This is a genomic window from Legionella sp. JM-2024, from assembly GCF_055389095.1.
Map to the genome: position 1 here is coordinate 36,980 of NZ_AP039388.1, position 19,157 is coordinate 56,136.

Sequence of the window (19,157 nt, forward strand, 5' to 3'; positions counted from 1 at the left end):
TTTTGCTAATTACCCGATAAGATCCTAAGCTTTATTATACGGGAATTGTGTGCAGAGTCCGAAATTAGCAAATGATGGATAACAAGAGGAAAATCAGAGATTCATGCAAGTTAAATCATCGTATTTCTGAAGTTAATTTCAATAATTTTAATCAGTTAGAACGTGGATTAATAAGTGAGTTGATAAAATTTAGTCATGGTGATCACACGGTGCGTTCTTTAAGTAATTATGTATTGAAATTACTCGGTAAACATCCCTTATTAAAAGGTAGAATTGCGGCGATTTGGCATTATGATGGAAATCATGTCGATATTCTTGCTTCTACTGGTTTGAAATTTGATGTGCAAGACGAGTTAAGGGAGTTTTTGACGCCTGTTAAAGATTGGCATTTTTTAGAGATAAATAAAACGAGTATTCAGAACGATTTTAAAAAAAAATTAAAAGAACGCATGGATATTTGTCTTGATAAATTACATGAGAATTTGTTTTTTATTAGTTTCTGGCTTGAAACGATTGATTTGAACTTTGAAATATTAAATCCTTTTTTTAAGGATATTTTAGGCATATTAAACTTGTCCTTGGCCAAATTGATGAGTAAAAAGCAGGAAAATCTGCTGACCACCATTCTGGAAAAAGCAGGCGATTCGGTCGAGATCACTAATGATGAAGCAGTCATTCAATATGTTAATCCGGCGTTTGAAAACATAACTTTATATAAGGCTTCTGAAGCAATTAACAAGACTGTAGCATCCTTGCTGCGTTCTCCAGTCGAAGACGAACAAATATTTGAGCAAATAAATCAAAATCTTAAAGCAGGGAAGACGTGGAAAGGTCAAATACGTTCAAGAAAAAAAGATGATAGTTATTGGATTGCACAAACGATCATTGTCCCTGTTATGGATGATGAATTGGGTAAAGTGACGCAACATATTGCAATTAAGCAGGATATTACTGAACAAGTACATCAATTCAATCAATTAAAAATCAATGAAGAAAGATATCGAAATCTGATGAATGCGGTGTCCGATGGAGTTTTTATTCATAATTTGAAAGGAGTATTTTTAGAGGTAAATGACGCAGCTTGTTTATCTTTAAACTATACCCGGGATGAACTAATCAATTCCTATGTTTGGGATATAGAGGTGGGAGTTTCTCTGGATGATTTAAACCAGATTTGGAAAGATGTTCAAAAGGGACCAATTAATATTGAGGGTATCCATCGTAGAAAGGATGGAACAGTTTTTCCTGTAGATGTTCGCTTGGCGCTCTTTAATGCGACCGGGGGAAATTTGGTTGTAGCGATAGTAAGGGATATTACCTTACAAAAACGCTCGGAAGCTACTATAAGAAAGTTAACACGTGCATTAGAGCAAAGTCCTGTATTAGTCATAATAACTGATATCACAGGGACTATCGAGTATGTTAATGCAAAGGTAATAGAAGAAACAGGTTATTGCCACGAAGAATTAGTGGGTCAAAGTACGAGAGTTTTACGATCAGGACAAACCCCGCAAGAAATTTATAAAACCATGTGGGAACAATTAGCCGAAGGAATAGAATGGCGCGGTGAATTGTTGAATAAAAACAAATCAGGAGAACATTTTTGGGTATCTGCAATTATTTCACCAATTCGTAATGATAATGAAGAGATAACTCATTATTTGGCCGTTATGGAAGATATAACACAGAAAAAAAGTTATGAGGAAATGTTAAAACATCAAGCCACATTTGATAATTTAACGAATCTTCCGAATCGGCTTTATGCATTTAATAAATTAGAGCGAGCCATTTCTAAGTCACATCTCAATAATCAAAAATTGGCAGTGTTATTTTTAGATTTGGATGAATTCAAGCACATTAATGATTCCTTAGGACATGCCGCTGGTGATTTACTATTAAAAGCATTATCAGAACGCTTTATATCAGTTATTCGACAAACAGACACCATCGCTCGATTGGGTGGTGATGAATTCATGATGATTTTAGAAAACATCACACAAGACTCAGATGCTGAGAGTATCGCAAAAAAATGTCGAGAAACTTGTTTTCAGCCTTTTACCATTGAATCACAAGAGTTATTGGTGTCTACAAGTATTGGAATTGCAATATATCCTGACCATGGTAAAGACGCCAAAACTTTAATGCGCAATGCCGATACCGCTATGTATCAGAGCAAGGTTCAAGGTAAAAATAATTGGACAGTATTTCAAAACAGCATGGTTGAGGAAGAAAGTAATCATCTTCGCATTAAGGCAGAGTTACATCAGGCTTTAATTCGTAATGAATTGTATATTTGTTATCAACCTATCATCGATCTTAAAGAGAATAAAGTGGTTGCCGCGGAAGCTTTGTTACGTTGGCAAAATACTACCTTGGGCCAAATTACCCCTGATCAGCTAATTCCCTTAGCAGAAGAGACAGGAATGATCATTCCAATGGGATACTGGATATTAGATAAGGTATGTTCACAAGCTAAGGAATGGCAATTTATTACGGGCACCAAGATAAAAATTGCAGTGAACATTTCTACTTCGCAATTAAAACAAAAAGATTTTGTTGATAAGGTCAAATTAATTTTGAAAAGGACGAAATTATCTCCGGACTCTTTGATTTTTGAGATTACTGAATCGGCTTTTATTGATGATTCAAAATTTATTTTATCTCAATTGAACAAGTTAAATGAAATGAACATTCATTTTTCTTTGGATGATTTTGGAGTAGGGTATTCTTTCTTGAAATATATCCAATCTTATCCATTCAAAAGCCTAAAAATTGATCGTGTTTTTATCCAGGGGATTAATACCGATCATAATGAATTGGGTTTGATCAATAGTATAATAACCATGGCAAGAAATTTAAAACTGTTGGTCATAGCCGAAGGGGTAGAAACGGCAGAACAACTGGAATTAATGTACTCAATGAACTGTGATATGGTGCAAGGTTGGTATTTTTCAAAACCTTTGAGCGGGGAGAAATTTTTATTTTATTTGATGAATAAGTAGGCTCAATTATCAAATAAACTGTCTTCCGAACTCTTTATGAGACAGCAGATAAGGGCCATATCTTTGCAGGGACATGGCACATATAAAAATACAGCAGTCTGTGTTTAATTCTAATAAGTTTACCGAACTGTTGTTAAAGCTATTTTATGATTTGAAGATAAATTCTTTTCCATCCATTGTGCAAGTTGATTAACCACTTCTTTTTGGTTGTATCTGCTAGCAGGATGTGATGTTATTAATCCTTTTTCAGCAAGTGCATCAGCTAAGTAGGATGTAAAGGAATGGTGATGATAGGCTCTTGATGAATTGCCCAAAAAGTCTTTCAATCTTTTTACTGTATCATCCAGCGCCACATCTTTAGGTTTGATTGAGTCATATAATTTATTGGCTGTAGTAATTCCATATGCTCCGTGCCGGAAAAAACTAAAAATACCATCGCCTTGTCCTCTATTATATTTGGAATTGCATTTATTTTGAGAGTTGCTGTGGTAATTCGTATAATTCTGAACAGCGGTGTAAACAGCTGATTGCAGATCACTAACCGAAAGGAGTTGTTTTTTCAGAGGTGTATTAACCGGTAACTCAGTTTTTTTATCTATTGGTTTTCGTTCTGTTTTTATTGTTTTATTTTCTGTTGATTTATGCGTCACTTCAACTTGTTTTATTGGCTCATCGTTGGTTTCCTGGGGTAAAGAGTCCTTTTTAATTCTAGCTTGTAAATGACTGGGTAAGCGTCTTCCCTTTGCGCCAACAGGGCGGCCTAGTACAAGATGATTCAGTCTTGTTTCTTCTTTTTTATGCTCCACTTTGGAATTATGAGCTTCCGGGATTTGCCCTTCTTGAATGGGGATCCCTTTAAAACGTTTGTACTTGGTTTCAGTATCAATAGTTTCCCAAGCTTCTTGTATCTCTTTAGATGTGATTGATTGAATATTGTTGTCAGTCTTTTTTGGGGCAAAAGGGTTAATCCCCCCCATTTTTTTTATGCGCTCTTCCTTTTGTATCGCCTCTAGTCTTTGTTCATACTTTTTCTTGATTGAATCATATAATTCATTTTCTTCCAGATTTAGCAATTCAAGCAAGGCTTCGGTTTTCATCAATAAACTCCAATTGTATGAGAAACATTAAATTTTGCTCAAATTATATACAGGAAACCTTAAGGAAACCTTAAGGAAACAGGCTATTCATTGAGTTTAAATCATTGCTAATCTATGCCAAGCTCTGCGATAAAGGCCAAACCCAATTTAGTAAAATTAACCATATGCTCCAGGTTCAGGATGTCCAGGGTATCATCAGAGGTATGAATATATGGATTATCATTGTCTAAAGTAGTGGCTGATGGATAAGACGTTTTGAACCCTTCATTTGCCCAATTCACATGATCACTGCATGCATAACCGCATTTAGTGTATCCAACGGGAATCTTTACATAGTGGGTTAATAATTTCGCTGTAAATTTGGTTAAATTCTTATCTACGTAATCTTTTAATAGCCAAATAGTTTGATCTTTGGAATTGGCTCTATACCCTGCTTGATCGAGCTGCATTACAGCTTTCACTGGAATTTTTTTCTGCAAAAAATCTTGTACTACATAACCTGAACCTATTAGACCTCTTTCCTCCGCTGCATAGGCGATAAAATAAACAGGTCTGTTCAATTCTAATCCTGAGGAGAGAAGGACCCTTGCCATTTCAAGCTCAACTGATATTCCACTGGAGTCATCATCTGCGCCAGGCATGTTTCCGTCCAGAGTATCAATATGTGCTCCTATAACAATTGCTTCACCAGTTTTTCTCTTTCCAATTACAGTGACTACAGAGGGCTGTATGAATTTATTCCCGGTTTTGACAAAATAGCTATCAACATCGTTTCTTCCATAATCGTGGGCTAATGTATCAAATTGTTGTTTAAACCATTGAGCAGCCTCTACTCCTGTTCTGGATTTGGCAGAGCGATTGATATAACCAGTTAACTGTTGATTGGTCTGCCATATTTTGGCGGGATCAATTTGCTTTAACAAATCCTGAACTTGAGTTTCATGATTAATGGGATAAGAGTATGTGTGAGAGACAAACTCGTATTGGGTTAATTTATGTAATAGTTTCTGCGAATTAATGACATTATTGTGGTTGTTGTCGAAATAGGGCTCAGCATTAAGATAATTTCCGCAAACAGGTCTCATTTTTTGTAGGGTATTGGTAATATTGTCGTTGATGGAAATGGCTATGAAACTAAAACCTTCTGATTGCGCAATTAATCTGGCTTTGTCTTTTAATTGCTCGTACATACAATTTGAAACAACGATTTTATCCTCGTAGGATTCAGATAGCGACCACCCGGTAGCACTTAAAAAACACAATAAAATAACGGTAGCCATCCTTGATTTAAAGGTCATAATGAAAAACTCCACTTTATTTTTTATTCATTGCAATATATTACAGGACGGAGATTTAGGCTATTTTTTTTATTCTGCTGGTTTAGAAAGCAAATGAACTGTAGCGACTTAACTGAATATTCAGGAGAATTTTGCTTTAGTTATTTTAATTTTATATTTAGGTGATATATATTTAGCTATTGAAATTTATTCAAAAAATTAAATAATCCTCTGACAAGGATAGTTCATTATGGATGAGATCAGTAGCTTTCGAGGCATGGCTGGTGAGGTTGTTCGTGGGTTCTTAAAATTTGGTACTTTTCTGACTATTATCCCTGTCATTTTATTTTGGGTTTTTGTTTATATTCTTTTATATTTTATTGGCAATAGATTACCCGGCTATTTATTTTTGTTAATTAATTTAATCGCCTATTCTTTTTTAATAGCTCGTTTTGCTATTCCTGCGAGCCAGGGAGAGTTGCATGCTGGATTATTTAATAACCATATTCATAGAGGGGAAACATTAGCGTTTGTTGGACGATATTTTATTTATACACTATTTTGGATAGTTCCAACCACCCTACTCGCTTATTATGTGCTTAAGACAGATTCTTTATTAAGCTTAATGTTTTCCAGTAGCTTTTCTTCTTTTACTGGGGCAGGATTTCATGGTTTGTTATTAGCTTTTATTATTTTGATTTGTATATTTGCGCCAACAATTAGTTGTATTTTATCTACTGAAACTTCTTCAATTAATGATGTATTTAGTCTGGATCCTATCGCTTGGCTTTATGATGAAAGACGGTATGATTTAAGTACTTATTATGTTTCGATTATTGGAGGGATATTGGTTTTTTATGCGAAATATTTAATACCCCTTTTAATTATTAACCTTATGGCCTATAAAATTTCTTTTGAGGCAGGGGCGACCTTTTCGTTCTTCATTTATTTACTTCCTGTCCTTGCATCTCCCATTTTGGTTGGCCGTTTAAGTGGTGCATTTATTATTGGAGAATCCAATTTATATGAGCAGTCAACCCCTATTCGTCATTCCACAGTCTCTCAAACCTTGGGGGGTGCAGAGGAGACATCACAATCGGAGACTATATTGCAGCAAAATGAGTTATCCGATTTAGTCAAATGCAAAAAAACTTATGAGCATTTGGTTAATCAAATCAATAAATTAAACACGGCAGAGCTTAATAAAATCATGTCCGAAGCGGAAAATGCCAAGCAGAATGTCTATACTTTGCTTCAGTTGAGTTATTTATACAAAAAAATGGATCGCAAAACGGAATCATTAGAAAAAGCGAATGCGGCTTTTTCCATATGCCTCAATGAAGGGATGGGTTATGAGGCGGTGCAATTATTTAAATATTTCACCAAAGACCGTTCTCAGTTGCAATTAGAAAATTCCCAGCTGCTTGTTTTAGCCCCTCATTTGAGTAAGCATCAATTGTTTATGGACGCTGCCTGGTGCTATTTGTTAGTTATGGCTGATGAATTGAGTTCGGAAGAACTCCTATCAATTCAAAAGAAGTTTGTGAGTTTGGCCAATGAAGCAGGTCAACAGAATCATTTGGACATCTCTATAAATCTTTATAACTTGTTCTTACAACGTTATCCGGACTCTACATTAATTGATTATGTTAAAACTGCTGTGGTTAGTGTACAGGAGAAAATGAAAAAATCATGATTTTTCATCCATGGAATTAAAGAGTTATTTGAATTGAATAGTAAAAAAGAATTAGTGCCCCTTTATAAAAGGGGCAATTTTTATTTAAACCATCAAACTCACAGACCCAATTTTTTCCTCGTGTTTCTCTAAAATATTCTTACTATCCTCCAAAGTATTGGAAATTATCGAATACGTTGGTGAATCTGTACTTCGAAGTCTTTCGTCGCGTTCGCGTAATGCTTTCTTGCCAAAAAAAGTACCTGCTTTAAAGAAACCAAAACCTAAAATGCCAGGAACAACTTGAAAGGGAATACTGTCTTTTGGGGTATTAGGCTTGAAAAAAACTCCGCCACCATAAGTAACATTGGTCATCGCTTTGGCTTGAACTTTTTCGTTCACCACTAGGTTTAAATATTCCATTATGTGGAGAGTCGTGTTTTGAGATACATTAAAATCAAGAGGGAAAAACTCAGATGTAACTGGCCCTATGTAATGAGAAGTATTCACCACGCCAGTCTCATTGGTTCTATGTGACGGATAAGTAAAATGTTGTTTTGACAAATCTGAAATTGAATAATCCAATACACTTTTAGCCAAAACACTACTAAATGACGCTATGGATAAAGAAGTAAAAAAAGATTCTGCATTAACGTACAGGTATTCTTTATAAGACGGGGCATCCAGTTTAATGCCATATTTGGTCTTAAAATCATGTTGATCTTCTCTGTTTTGTTGCCATTTTTTAAGATTAGCTCCCAAAGTTCTTAAAGCAGTTCCCGAAAGGATTGCAAGGGAACTTGCCATAAAAATAGTATTGGGATTGGCAAAATCTTTTAATTCATACGAGCCGCCTCCAACTCGTTCTAGTAAGTCTCGATGGAAGGGTATTGTTTGATTAAAGCCGTAATTAAATTCTACAGCGGTAACATCAAGATTAACTGTGCCAGCTACACCTACTGACCCAAAGTACCCTGCTTGTACCGTTTCATCCAGCGAGTAAGAAAAAGAGACTCCTGCTCCGCCGATCAGGCAAGCCAGAGAGCCAATGGCATTTAGAGAATACGCTGCACCCTCGATTACTGTATCTGTAATCACACGATAGGCAGTCCAAAATCGATCAGTCCATCCCATATTTAAGATCTTTTATTGAATTATAAAATCTTTGATTAGCCACTTTGGTTAAGCATGAATCAAAAAGCCAGTGTGAAGAATATCACATTTTTTTAAAAACAAGGTGTATTTTGGAGAAAATAAGGCAATTAGCTTCAAAATAGATCAGTTTTGATTGTTATTTATTCCAAATAAAGACATCTCGCACGAATAGAAAGTAGTTGCTATATTTAAACTATAAGGTATTACACAATATAAGAAATGAAATTATACCAGATCAGTACAAACAAAATACGACTCATTATCAGCGTGTGGCCTATTTATTTGGTGGCTGTACTGTTTCTGATAGTCAGTGTTTTTACAATGGCCATTGTAATGATTGAGTACACCATTGTCTGTAAAGACAAACAACAGCATCTGGCCAATGAATGTACTTTGGAGCGTAGTTTTTATAATTTATATCGTTCCAGCACTTATTTGGGTGATTTAAAGCAAGCGGTGGTAAAGAGTAGCCGCTCTAGTAAAGGCAATACAGTTTATTATGTCGACTTATTAACAAATCAAGACTCTGTAAATCTGACTGGCGGTAGTTCTAGCGGTCAAAAAGATAAGGAAATTGCTGCGCAAGGCATTAATAATTACATACATGATAGTTTAGAGACGAGTTTTAAAGTAATTTACCCAACTCCATGGTGGATGTATAGTTTATCTGGATTTTTTTTGTTAGTAGGTATTCTATTACTAACATTTAAAAGTGCCACAATTGATTTGGATAATATATTGAAAACAATAGTAATAAAAAGAAAGGGGCTATTTAAGACGGATGAAACGAAATTATCGTTCTCCGATGTTGATAAAATTATAATACAAGAATCAAGTGGGAGTAGAGGGACGAAAACTTATCGATTAGCTATCTCTTTGAAGGATAAGCCTCCTCTTCCTTTAGTAGCAACGTACGATTCTTCTTTTACCAAAAAGGAAGCTATCGCTAACCAATTAAATCAGTTTATCAATGAGAGTTGATAAGATTCGATGTAATTTGAAAAGCACTTAATAAAACCTTAAGCAAGAATTGTATACAATATGAACAATTTTGGTCAAAAAGATCAGTGTACAGATTCTTGTGAAGGAAAATAGCATGTCCAAATTGATTACTCTGTTATTAAGTATTTTAATTGGTTTATTAAGTTTCCCAATTTATGCTCAAAAAACGATTCGACTTAACCCTAATGAAACTAAAATACTTAAAAATAACACTTTATGGACTTTGAATGCCACCTGCAATATACAGGGTAATACTCAAATTAAAGGAAAAATCAAAATCATTGTTTTAAAAAATAATGGCACTGTGAATGGTAAAAGCCTCTCAACTGGTCAGGGTACTTCTCTTCAAGTTAAAAATAATAGCAACATCTCTGTGAGTGCTGAAGCGGGTACTCAAATTAATCTAATCAATTTAGGCGATCAAGAATTACAAGCAGTTTGTTATACCTAATTGAGTCAGCACTTTTCAAGTGAATTTTGAAATCCGTGCCTGTTTGCAGGGAAGGCATTACTAATGTGCTCAGGCCTATGTAACCCCCAATCCTTTCATTAAAAAAGTATTTAATCCTGTGGATTAATTTATCTAAATTTCCTCATAAAGAAATTTTTAACTCGGCCTTGATGTTTTTAGTCAGTCAGGACACTTTGTTGCTAAGGGAAACCTGTCCACATAGTTGATTTGCTTTATCGTTATCTTATATCAATAATTTATACAGATTACAGCAATAGCTGGTAAAGGATGGAGGTCATTATGAGCATTTCTTTGAAGGAAGTTAAAAAATTCGCTAATGACTGGTTTCATACAGTTGCTAATGGGGGAACTGGCGATGATCAGGCAAAATTTCATTTACATAGAGATGCACGTATTTTTACTGGCGATGGCGTATCATTTACTTTAGATGAACATCACAAATTACATCAACAATGGATTAATGAAAAACATGTTTTTGGTCCACTTGAGCTAACAAAAATTCATGATAATCCCGAACGAGTTCGGATTAATGGAACGGTTTATTGGGAAGCAACTCAACGAGCGGAGAGTCAATCTCTTATTATTATTAAGATGATAGTAGGGGAGACCTGGTATATAGAAAAAACATCGCGGGGGTTACGATTTGTTCTATATATCTCTGGACCATTTCATCCTTTACCCGATTCTTCCCCATTAAACTTGTAAAAAAATCACACGTTGTTATTCGGTTAATAATAGAGCAAAGGATAAATAATCTCCACTGTAGTTAGGGTTATTCACTCTTTTGATAAACTGATTAAGATATCCGATTTCTATTGTGCTGTTTTTACTGGTTTTATAGCCCAAGCCCACGAATAAACGATTTTGATCGAAGCCTTGGTTACTTTGAAGATTGAAGTCATTGAGATGAAAAAATGCTTCTTCAGTAATAACCCCTTGGTATTTTGGGTGTCTGGGAACAAAAATATTGGTTTTAAATAATTGTCTATAACGCCAGGCCATATGAACAGTACTTTGGATAAAACGCTCTTCCAACCGTGAGCGTGCTGTAAGTCTGAAGCGGGTGTATTTTTTGCTCCATAATAATTGTTGCCAGATTCGATTTTCTTCGACGGATTGGCTAACGAATGGTTGGGCAGTATAAATCCTGGCGTACCCAAGCCAAATGGTTGTTGTGGGAGTCAATTCATATCCTATGCCAGGACGTAGTACGAGTTGGGATAATTGTGATACATTTTCACCAATCCGGTCCTGGATATCAAGCCAATATCTTATCGCGCGATGCTGTTTATTTATTGGTCCCATTGCCGTGATATTGGTCCATAATTGGACATCTCCCGTTGTTGCTCTGGCAGGGGAAAAATAGAATAACTGTAAAATAAACAAAGTGAAAAAAGTAGATAGGCCTATTCGTTTTAATTGCAGAATGGATTGATAATTCATCCTTTAAGCCCCATTGCAATGCCGAGATACATCGAATTGACAGCGATTGTTAACATAGCCCATTACATTGTTTTTGATTTTTTGAATAAAATAATTATTGGTCATTTTCTTTTTAATATGGATTGAGGCAAACCTTAGCCTTATTGTTCCTTAGATTAAGACTAAAAATCAATGGGATAATCCGTTACTAGTAATTGCTAAGGGTGAATAATAGATCAATGACAGTTTATTACTAAAAGGTCAGGTTATAAATCTGAAGATAAGTTCCATCATTTTCCATATCAATTAATGCTTGATTAATTTGTTTAATAAGTGCATCTTGACCTAACTTAGTCATAATGGCATACCCTAATGGGTTTGGAATGCTATTACCTAATAATTTATAAGTGGACATACTATTATCAGCCCAATAACTGACTTGTCCGCTATCGGCTATTAGCGCGCTAATCTCCTGATTATCCAGAGCATTAAGCATATTCTCCGCTGTGTCATAATAGGTTAACTGAATATTATTTTTAAAGTATTCTTTGGCCAAATCAACATCGGATGAGCCTCGAAAGACACCTATTGCTTTTCCTTTGAGGTCTTCAGGATTTGTGAAATTGGAGTTAGCTAATACAAGAAATTGGCTGGAACTAGGTATATACGGCATACTGAATAAAAAATTTTGGCTCCGTTCAGAAGTGACGCTTATTGTAGCAATGCCCAAGTCAATTTCACCCGAGTTAAGCTTCGAAAAGATATCTTGGAACAACACGGCTTTATATTGGCATTTTGCTTTGATTCGTTTGCAAATCTCATCCATAAGGTTAATTTCAAAACCATAAAATTCCTGTTTTTGGGTATTCGTAAGTTGAATTTCGTAAGGAGGATTATAGGATAATGTCCCTATGGTTAGAGTAAGCGCGTATGATTTACAAAATGAAAGAAATAATATTAAAGAACACAGATATAGAGAATATGAATAAACTCTGTGGTGCCCCATATCAATATCCCTTTTCAGATGGTTTTTATTATAGTTTAGCTTTTTTAATGAAAAATAAAAGAACTATTTGATTATTAATGACCCCTATTGATTTTTATTTGTCGTATGGCATGCCCACTTGCTTTAAAATCGCAGAGTAGGTGTCATAAATTTACAAATGATCTCAATAGATGTTATCAGGTGAAACAATGGTGCTCAGAAAAAGAGAGTGTTGATTGATTTTCCAAGTCGTTTTGTACATCGAGCCATTTTAAAAGTCTGGGGCGGAATAATTTAAAAAATAAATGGAATCGATTGGTTGAACGAATCTGCGCTATCTGGTCGCCATGGTAAAGCTCTTCAATTTCAGAGGGTGTTGTTAATTTTAAATTTAAGGCTATTTTATCCATATGGAAGCCAATATCAGACAGTGCACTATTATGTAATTTGAATTCGCCTTCAATGATTTCTTTTCCATTTAGTTTGAAATCAGTGATTGTGAATTTGTGTTGATAGAAATAATCACAGGTTCGACCATTCTCCTCTTTTAATTTCGCGTCCGCACCTGCATTTATAAGTTCCCTGATGAGCTCATCAAAATGATAAAAATTAGCCCAATGTAGAGCAGTCATGCCATGATGATCCGATTGATTAACATCACATCCTAATTCTCGCATTTTTGCTAAAATCAATCTGGCAGCCTCTTTATCAGCAAGTTTGCAGGCCAATATGAGAGCGGTATTTTCATAAGATCTTTTGGTTAGCAAATTGCGATTCGCAAATGCTAAAGTACGGTTTAAATTTTCTCTATTGCCTTCAATAATAGCCAGATGCAACGGAGTATTTGTTGGTACTTGATCATCGTAACTTTCTTTGTTTGGTACACTCATTTGGCAATAAGGTTGCAAGATCTCCTGCATGAGCAATAATGGTGTGCTGCTGTGCTGTAGTTCTTCATGATAAAAGGAAAAAAAGGCATCGAGAGCATTTAATTGATTAAAAAAAGGATATATTGTTTTTAGAATTCCTGGGTTTAATAAATTATATTCTTCTAATTGAAGTACAAATAATTCGAATTTTTCTATGCTCGTTTTATTAGACAAATAAGGGATAATATTTTCCATAAAATCTTGACGTAATAAGCCTAATTGATTAATCAATTTTAGGAATTTTGTGAGGGCAATGAGATCTTGGAGAGAGGGTGTTTTTGTCATGAGCAAATCAGCTATTGTTGGAATCAATTCAGGAGGTATTATTCTGGTTATTTCAAACAATTCAAACAGTAGGTACCATTCCTTGTATTCATCAAATACTCCATCTCCCTGGTAAATTTGAAGAGGAGGGACCCCAGTGATATTAGTATATCGTTCCAGTTTGTTATTTAGGGCCAAATAACATACAAGTTCATAAATTTTATCATCTTGAGGCGGGAGCATCCTGATCGCTTTAATTAGAGCTGTTTTTGATATTGAGAGGGTGTTTTCATCGGTATAGGTACGAAGTGCTAACGTCGGATTAGAAAAATTCTTGTTTTTAATGAAACAAACTAAATGGGTTAAGTCTGTTAATTGTTGAAATTGACTATTTGCCCAAGTTTCTTTGAATCCTGCAGCCACTTTGACTTCAATTTCATCAATAGGAATGTCAGCTGTATTGATTATTGCTAACAGCCAATTATTAAAAGCAATTGCTTCAACATGAAGTGTTGATGAGGACATAATCATTCCTTAAATAAATTTGTTAATATTATTAGCAAAAGGTATGATTTTAACAACATTAAAGTGACAGTTTGTAAAAGAAATAGAATCCAGTATTTATGTATGGCTGCCAGGTTTCGTCCTTGTATTCGAACAATAATGCCTGGTTTGGGTGAATACAGATTACCTCTACATTGGATTGGACAAGGATCGCCAGATTTTAAATTTGAAATCAAAATGTGACGCTCTATTGTGTTTTTATGGGTTGAATGCGTTAATCACCCACTGTTGATTTTTCTAACAAGCTACTTTTAAAATTGCGACACAACCCTTTGATAATCCATGCTCGAAATTAGCACTAATTGGAGGATATGACCTAATGTTGGTTCCTGAAATATCATTACTTGATCATCTCCCAGGCTATATTGGTTGGAAGGATTTAAACCGTCATTATTTAGGAGCAAACAAAGCTTTGCTGGAATTCAAAGGTTTTAGTGATGTAGAAGAGGTTGCTGGTAAAACAGATGAGGATCTGTCGCCTTGGTCTATTGAAGAGAATAAAATTTTCCAGCAGCAAGATTTATGCGTATTAAACGGCGAAAAAGTATCAACAGTACATTTAGACTCAAAGACTAGTGAAGTTTTCCTATTAGAAAAATGTCCTTTAACAGACCAAAACAATAACGTGACGGGATTGATTTATTATTGCCGCCCTTGCCATAAGAATGAGGTTTTTACAATGTTAAGGCAGTTTGATGATAAATTGCATTTAAGCACTCATCATTACACGCTGAATAACAATGAAAATAAATATGGATTAACAAGCCGTGAGTGTGAATGTGTTTTTTTATTAATAAGGGGCAAATCCGCTAAAGAAATAGGGGTTTTGCTTTCTCTATCAAAACGAACAATAGAGTCTTACATAGAAAATATTAAAAATAAAATGGATTGCAAGAATAAAGCTGAAATACTGGTGAAAGCAGTGTTAAATGGCTATCACAATCACATCCCTGCAAGATTAAATCAGGCTGCTATTATAAAGTCACTTTAATAATTATCGCTGGAGATTTTTTACCGTATAAATACGGTGATTGAAGCAAGCCTGAATACTATATTATTTTAATTACCAGAATCATTTAATTCAAAGGAAATCCGCATGCGTCAGTTATTGATTACAATTTTTATTTTTTGGTTATCTAATGCAGCCTATTGTGCACCTGTTTTCGAAATTCTTCCCCTTGGCGTCTATGGTGGTTTGAAAGATGGAAATTTATCCGCTTATTTATTAAAAACTATCGAGAGCGAAAATTATACGGCTCTGGATGCGGGGACTTTGGTGCATGGGCTAGAAGTTGCAGTTGATAGACAATCAGTGCGTAATAAAAATGTTAAAGATTTGCTACAAAAACATATTCCAGCTTATCTCATTTCTCACGCACATCTTGATCATCTTATGGGTCTTGTGATGGCGCAACCCGAATTGCGAGAGCAGCAAATAATTATGGCGCGCGAAGAAACAATGCAGGCATTGCAGAAAAATATTTTTAATTGGTCTGTTTGGGGGAATTTTGGGGATAGTGGAGAAATTCCACACTTGAATTATCAGCATTATCAAACTATGCCATTACTACAATGGGTTGCAATTCCTAATACTGATCTGCATGTAAAGGCTTTCCCTTTGAGTCATGGTGGCATGGCATCAAGCGCTTTTTTAATACGTTATAAGACTGAATATATCTTATATTTTGGTGATACTGGTGCTGATAGCATTGAAAAATCGACCAACATGGAGAATATTTGGAAAGAAATTGCGCCACTCATAAGAAATAAGCAGCTTCATGCCATCATGCTAGAGTGTTCATTTTTAAATTCACAGCCAGATGACAAATTATTTGGTCATTTAAAACCAAACCTATTTATGTTGGAGTTGCGGCAATTGGCCTTGATTGTTGATCCTTTAGATTTAAGAAACTCACTACGGGGATTACCAGTAATTGTTACTCACATCAAACCCAGATTAGTTGATTTTACAAATTCTCAGGAAGATACGGGAGGGCAGGTTATAAACGAATTGTCCCTGGAAAATGATATTGGTGTAGAGTTAATTAAACCCGAGCAAGGTGTAATGTTAAGTTTATAATAGACGCAATTTCACTACAGCCGCTAAGTGTGCAAAACCAGTCTTAATATATCATTTAGGGTATTGCATATAAGGGGCTGTTGTGAAACATTCCGAATGAATTTTGTTCCATGGGCAAAGCCTTGGATAATATTAAGACTTTAAGTTATCGGTTAGTAACTGGGAAATCACACCGAACTACCGAAAATCCACGGGTATCATTTTGGCTTATGGACGTTATTATTTGATGGAAATTCTTTGGGCCATAATGTTTGCCTCAATCCTGGAGTTTTTCGTAAGTCCTGTCTTATTTACAAAGTTCATTAATTTTCGGTAGGCTCACTTTATTAATATGTGCCTGTTTCGGTAATAGCTGAATTCCCCATAGTGAGAGCATAGGATTATAATCTATCGTATATCGAGCATCCGCAAGAATGAAAGGATCTTTATTAGCAACAATTAAAAATCCGTCAGTAAACCAGCTGAATGTTGTCAAATCACTTTTTTGCCCTGTTGAAAGGGCAAACGGCAGTGCTTGTTCTGTATAACTTAATGTTTGTGTTATTGGGCGGATTGTTGTTTGGTGCCAAAGCGGGGTTTTTGCTTCAGCAATAATAACACAATGGTTTTGTTTTGCGATGATGCGCCAGTAAGTAGAACTGGCTAATTTTGGTAGGGCGCGCGTATGGTTTAATTTGAGATTATTGGTAGTGGCATACTGATGTGCACCATATAAAGCTCGATTATGTTGTATTGTATTAAAAACCAGAAAAATACCAGAGAACATTAAACCTGCCGTCACCGCTTTTTGATTTTGATGTATAACCGACCAGATAGTACCCAAAAGCAGGGGCAGAGTAAAAACAGGGTCAATGATGGAAACAATATCCCAACTAATACGAGCATTACTCCATGGCCAAAACAAAACAGTACCGTAAGACGTAAGTGAATCTAATAAGCCATGAGTTGCATAACCAACAAGAGCGGCTCCAATCGTTAGCTTCCAATGCCTTCTATATTGTGCGAAACACAATAAAAATAATGCAACTATCAACCCTCCAATTGGAATAAATAGCAATGAATGGGTCAAATAGCGGTGCCATTGTTCCAGGCTCAATGGTTCTTGGCTAAAGCGAATAAAAACATCCAGATCAGGAGCCATCCCTGCCAAAGCCCCTACTTGCCAGGGTATTTGTTTGTTATATCTACCAAACACTGTTTGAGCGCAAGCGGCGCCTAAGGCACCATGAGTAATAGGGTCCATTAAATACTAGGGAGTTGTAAGGCAACTGCAAGCAATTGCATCAATAGTAAACCACTGGTTTGCATGAAAATAGCTAAATCCAGCGACTAATTCATATCTATAGGCATTTAGTTTTATCTTTGCACCATTATTTAAGCTAAAAAAGAGGAGCTATAGATTATAGGGGCTAATTGTCCCTAATTCTATAGACTTCGCCCGAATCCTCATGTACTTGATGTATACACTCCGTCTCTCCTCGCACTGCTCTCTGTAGCGAGTTTCCGAAAAAGTCTTATATCAAATTAACTTCGATGAAGAGAGCGGTGAAATTAATTTAAACAGAACATATCATATCGTGTCCACAGCAGACAGGAGATTTGATTTGTCCACAACCATTAGGACACTTCGCTACCTGCACCTTGTTTCCATCGTCTTTGACTATGATTCCACTGACTAGCAGAGCATTGCATTTACTACAGGTTAAATTCTTGACACCCATTCCGCATTGATTGCATTTACATTCCATTGTTAAAACTCCTTTTAAGGTTAAAATTTCTTATTGGTATACACTATATTAATTACATTTTAGAAAGTTAAGAAGGGCTTTTTAGTTTTCTCTTTGGATTAGGTTGCTGCCCTAGTAATATCTCATTCACGCTGTCTCTAATGCTTTCTGTAATTGAGCTAAGATTTAAGTGATCATCTGTTAAGCCAAATGGCTCTTCCAAATTTCGAGCAATTCCTTCTATAGCAATGATTAAATAAGTGATGATAATGGTGACTGGCACAGCCCAAATTCCTAAAGTATCAATTAAACTGCAAGGTAAAAACAAGATAAAAATTATGAATGCATGCTTTACGAAGACTCGAAAGGAAATTGAAATAAAGGTATTTTTAATGCGTTCACAGCCACCGCAAATATCCATAAATTTACTAAATTCGTTATCCAATAACCAGAGATTGAATCTTTGGGTCGCTTTAGCTTGAGCAGATAGCTCACGATACAGCTCTTGAGCAACATAGGAGGGGACATGATTCGGAAGATTTTGCATAGTTAAAAATTTTTTAAAATCATCGCGAGTGCTTTTTTGTCTTAGGTGTATGGCTAATACTTCGCAAAATGTATTGATGAACTCGGAGAATTTTTTAGCTTCATCGGCGTCAGGCAATAATAATATCTTGATTTTTATTGCTAAATTGCGACTGGCGTTCACTAATTGTCCCCATAGAGTTCTGGCCTCCCACCAACGTTCATAAGCGCGATTACTTCTGAAAACCAGAAGCAAACCTAAAATTATGCCAAATACGCTTTGTGAATAGGATAACCAGCTGCTGGAGTGTAAGTTTACTTGTTCAAACCAAAAATAAATAATGGCGCTGTAGACACCAACCAAAATACTAATCCCTAATACTTTCTTTAAAGCATGGGTGAAATGTACTTCTGAAAACAAATACGTAACCATAGCTATCCAGTTTATTGTTTGGTTTTTTAGAATAATAGAAAAGGAAGTTTCTATAAAGTGATTTAACAAGAGAACATAAAAACAATAAGTAATAACATATGGTTCGTTATTACTTATTGTTAAATGTAGAACTTTAAGAGCACAGCTCTGCTTTATTGGCCGCGATTATTTATGGGAGTGGGTATTTGGATCTGGCTGTTGATGATAATGTTGATTCTGATAGGCCTGATAAGGTGAGTGATGGTGTGTAGTAAAAAAACTATTGGGGTGATACATGGGAGGGTGATTAGGAAACAAGGGAGGAGTTGGGTTGACAACGGTTGTATTCTGTCCTGGGTTTACATGAACAGTAGTATTTGATGGGTGTGAATGTACCGTTGGGTGGCCATGTACTCTTTTCATAAATAGTATCCTTGTTTAATAATACAACTGTTTGATTTACATAAATTTAAAAAATACTCTTGTTTGTAGTTTAGAGCATCTGTTAAACATCCTCAGGCGGGGATTGTAGTGCAGATAGTTAAATAAGTACAGATAGTATTATAATT

At 35.4% G+C, this 19,157-nt stretch carries 16 protein-coding genes; 7 read left to right on the plus strand and 9 right to left on the minus strand.

Annotation, left to right across the window (positions count from 1 at the left end):
* The first annotated feature begins 71 nt into the window (after positions 1-71).
* On the plus strand, positions 72-3,002 hold the full coding sequence (locus tag ACZ5EK_RS00155; protein WP_464430744.1) for a sensor domain-containing protein: 2,931 nt from the start codon (positions 72-74) through the stop codon (positions 3,000-3,002).
* 119 nt (positions 3,003-3,121) lie between these two features.
* Here ACZ5EK_RS00155 and ACZ5EK_RS00160 read toward each other — a convergent pair whose 3' ends face one another.
* Together ACZ5EK_RS00160 and ACZ5EK_RS00165 are read right to left on the minus strand one after the other, a co-directional pair.
* Entirely contained in the window at positions 3,122-4,099 is a 978-nt protein-coding gene (locus ACZ5EK_RS00160) for a hypothetical protein (protein ID WP_464430746.1), read from the minus strand.
* A 107-nt stretch (positions 4,100-4,206) separates the two neighbouring features.
* Positions 4,207-5,397 carry a M20/M25/M40 family metallo-hydrolase gene (locus ACZ5EK_RS00165; RefSeq protein WP_464430747.1) on the minus strand — a complete coding sequence of 397 codons (1,191 nt, stop codon included), beginning with the start codon at positions 5,395-5,397 and terminating at the stop codon, positions 4,207-4,209.
* Between the two features lie 229 nt (positions 5,398-5,626).
* Here ACZ5EK_RS00165 and ACZ5EK_RS00170 point away from each other — a divergent pair, with 229 nt between their 5' ends.
* Positions 5,627-7,072 (plus strand): hypothetical protein, encoded by a 1,446-nt coding sequence (locus tag ACZ5EK_RS00170; protein ID WP_464430749.1) that lies wholly within the window; start codon positions 5,627-5,629, stop codon positions 7,070-7,072.
* A gap of 84 nt (positions 7,073-7,156) precedes the next feature.
* Here ACZ5EK_RS00170 and ACZ5EK_RS00175 read toward each other — a convergent pair whose 3' ends face one another.
* Positions 7,157-8,185, minus strand: a complete 1,029-nt coding sequence (locus tag ACZ5EK_RS00175; RefSeq protein ID WP_464430751.1) for a hypothetical protein — start codon at positions 8,183-8,185, stop codon at positions 7,157-7,159.
* 240 nt (positions 8,186-8,425) lie between these two features.
* Here ACZ5EK_RS00175 and ACZ5EK_RS00180 point away from each other — a divergent pair, with 240 nt between their 5' ends.
* The 3 genes from ACZ5EK_RS00180 to ACZ5EK_RS00190 all read left to right on the plus strand — a co-directional run bounded on the left by ACZ5EK_RS00180 (position 8,426) and on the right by ACZ5EK_RS00190 (position 10,385).
* Positions 8,426-9,187 (plus strand): hypothetical protein, encoded by a 762-nt coding sequence (locus tag ACZ5EK_RS00180; protein WP_464430753.1) that lies wholly within the window; start codon positions 8,426-8,428, stop codon positions 9,185-9,187.
* A 115-nt stretch (positions 9,188-9,302) separates the two neighbouring features.
* A complete protein-coding gene (locus ACZ5EK_RS00185; RefSeq protein ID WP_464430755.1) occupies positions 9,303-9,659 on the plus strand; it encodes a hypothetical protein in 357 nt (118 codons plus the stop codon).
* Positions 9,660-9,959: 300 nt separating this feature from the next.
* Complete coding sequence (locus tag ACZ5EK_RS00190; RefSeq protein WP_464430757.1) at positions 9,960-10,385, plus strand: hypothetical protein; 426 nt, start codon at positions 9,960-9,962, stop codon at positions 10,383-10,385.
* Positions 10,386-10,400: 15 nt separating this feature from the next.
* Here the strand turns inward: ACZ5EK_RS00190 and ACZ5EK_RS00195 are convergent, their stop codons facing one another.
* From ACZ5EK_RS00195 to ankQ, 3 genes are all read right to left on the minus strand, one after another.
* Positions 10,401-11,123 (minus strand): DUF2490 domain-containing protein, encoded by a 723-nt coding sequence (locus tag ACZ5EK_RS00195; protein WP_464430759.1) that lies wholly within the window; start codon positions 11,121-11,123, stop codon positions 10,401-10,403.
* A 232-nt stretch (positions 11,124-11,355) separates the two neighbouring features.
* Positions 11,356-12,108, minus strand: a complete 753-nt coding sequence (locus tag ACZ5EK_RS00200) for a transporter substrate-binding domain-containing protein (RefSeq protein ID WP_464430761.1) — start codon at positions 12,106-12,108, stop codon at positions 11,356-11,358.
* A gap of 176 nt (positions 12,109-12,284) precedes the next feature.
* On the minus strand, positions 12,285-13,805 hold the full coding sequence (gene ankQ, locus ACZ5EK_RS00205) for a Dot/Icm T4SS effector AnkQ/LegA10 (RefSeq protein WP_464430763.1): 1,521 nt from the start codon (positions 13,803-13,805) through the stop codon (positions 12,285-12,287).
* 358 nt (positions 13,806-14,163) lie between these two features.
* Here ankQ and ACZ5EK_RS00210 point away from each other — a divergent pair, with 358 nt between their 5' ends.
* Together ACZ5EK_RS00210 and ACZ5EK_RS00215 are read left to right on the plus strand one after the other, a co-directional pair.
* Positions 14,164-14,835 (plus strand): helix-turn-helix transcriptional regulator, encoded by a 672-nt coding sequence (locus ACZ5EK_RS00210; protein ID WP_464430765.1) that lies wholly within the window; start codon positions 14,164-14,166, stop codon positions 14,833-14,835.
* Positions 14,836-14,940: 105 nt separating this feature from the next.
* A complete protein-coding gene (locus ACZ5EK_RS00215) occupies positions 14,941-15,924 on the plus strand; it encodes an MBL fold metallo-hydrolase (protein ID WP_464430767.1) in 984 nt (327 codons plus the stop codon).
* A gap of 286 nt (positions 15,925-16,210) precedes the next feature.
* On the opposite strand, the gene ACZ5EK_RS00220 is transcribed toward ACZ5EK_RS00215, so the two are convergent.
* From ACZ5EK_RS00220 to ACZ5EK_RS00230, 3 genes are all read right to left on the minus strand, one after another.
* Positions 16,211-17,167: a metal-dependent hydrolase gene (locus ACZ5EK_RS00220; protein WP_464430769.1), complete on the minus strand. Its 957-nt coding sequence runs from the start codon at positions 17,165-17,167 to the stop codon at positions 16,211-16,213.
* A gap of 572 nt (positions 17,168-17,739) precedes the next feature.
* The gene (locus tag ACZ5EK_RS00225) at positions 17,740-18,609 is read right to left on the minus strand and encodes a bestrophin family protein (RefSeq protein WP_464430771.1); all 870 of its coding nucleotides are present in this window, start codon (positions 18,607-18,609) and stop codon (positions 17,740-17,742) included.
* A gap of 165 nt (positions 18,610-18,774) precedes the next feature.
* Positions 18,775-19,011 (minus strand): hypothetical protein, encoded by a 237-nt coding sequence (locus ACZ5EK_RS00230; RefSeq protein WP_464430773.1) that lies wholly within the window; start codon positions 19,009-19,011, stop codon positions 18,775-18,777.
* Positions 19,012-19,157: the final 146 nt, after the last annotated feature.

Bases quoted from the DNA above. Each gene is read 5' to 3' on its own strand.
- ACZ5EK_RS00180 (WP_464430753.1), top strand. From the start codon at position 8,426: ATGAAATTATACCAGATCAGTACAAACAAAATACGACTCATTATCAGC.
- ACZ5EK_RS00230 (WP_464430773.1), bottom strand. From the start codon at position 19,011: ATGAAAAGAGTACATGGCCACCCAACGGTACATTCACACCCATCAAAT.
- ACZ5EK_RS00200 (WP_464430761.1), bottom strand. From the start codon at position 12,108: ATGGGGCACCACAGAGTTTATTCATATTCTCTATATCTGTGTTCTTTA.
- ACZ5EK_RS00210 (WP_464430765.1), top strand. From the start codon at position 14,164: ATGTTGGTTCCTGAAATATCATTACTTGATCATCTCCCAGGCTATATT.
- ACZ5EK_RS00190 (WP_464430757.1), top strand. From the start codon at position 9,960: ATGAGCATTTCTTTGAAGGAAGTTAAAAAATTCGCTAATGACTGGTTT.
- ACZ5EK_RS00215 (WP_464430767.1), top strand. From the start codon at position 14,941: ATGCGTCAGTTATTGATTACAATTTTTATTTTTTGGTTATCTAATGCA.
- ACZ5EK_RS00195 (WP_464430759.1), bottom strand. From the start codon at position 11,123: ATGAATTATCAATCCATTCTGCAATTAAAACGAATAGGCCTATCTACT.
- ACZ5EK_RS00160 (WP_464430746.1), bottom strand. From the start codon at position 4,099: ATGAAAACCGAAGCCTTGCTTGAATTGCTAAATCTGGAAGAAAATGAA.
- ankQ (WP_464430763.1), bottom strand. From the start codon at position 13,805: ATGTCCTCATCAACACTTCATGTTGAAGCAATTGCTTTTAATAATTGG.
- ACZ5EK_RS00225 (WP_464430771.1), bottom strand. From the start codon at position 18,609: ATGGTTACGTATTTGTTTTCAGAAGTACATTTCACCCATGCTTTAAAG.
- ACZ5EK_RS00220 (WP_464430769.1), bottom strand. From the start codon at position 17,167: ATGGACCCTATTACTCATGGTGCCTTAGGCGCCGCTTGCGCTCAAACA.
- ACZ5EK_RS00170 (WP_464430749.1), top strand. From the start codon at position 5,627: ATGGATGAGATCAGTAGCTTTCGAGGCATGGCTGGTGAGGTTGTTCGT.
- ACZ5EK_RS00185 (WP_464430755.1), top strand. From the start codon at position 9,303: ATGTCCAAATTGATTACTCTGTTATTAAGTATTTTAATTGGTTTATTA.
- ACZ5EK_RS00165 (WP_464430747.1), bottom strand. From the start codon at position 5,397: ATGACCTTTAAATCAAGGATGGCTACCGTTATTTTATTGTGTTTTTTA.
- ACZ5EK_RS00175 (WP_464430751.1), bottom strand. From the start codon at position 8,185: ATGGGATGGACTGATCGATTTTGGACTGCCTATCGTGTGATTACAGAT.
- ACZ5EK_RS00155 (WP_464430744.1), top strand. From the start codon at position 72: ATGATGGATAACAAGAGGAAAATCAGAGATTCATGCAAGTTAAATCAT.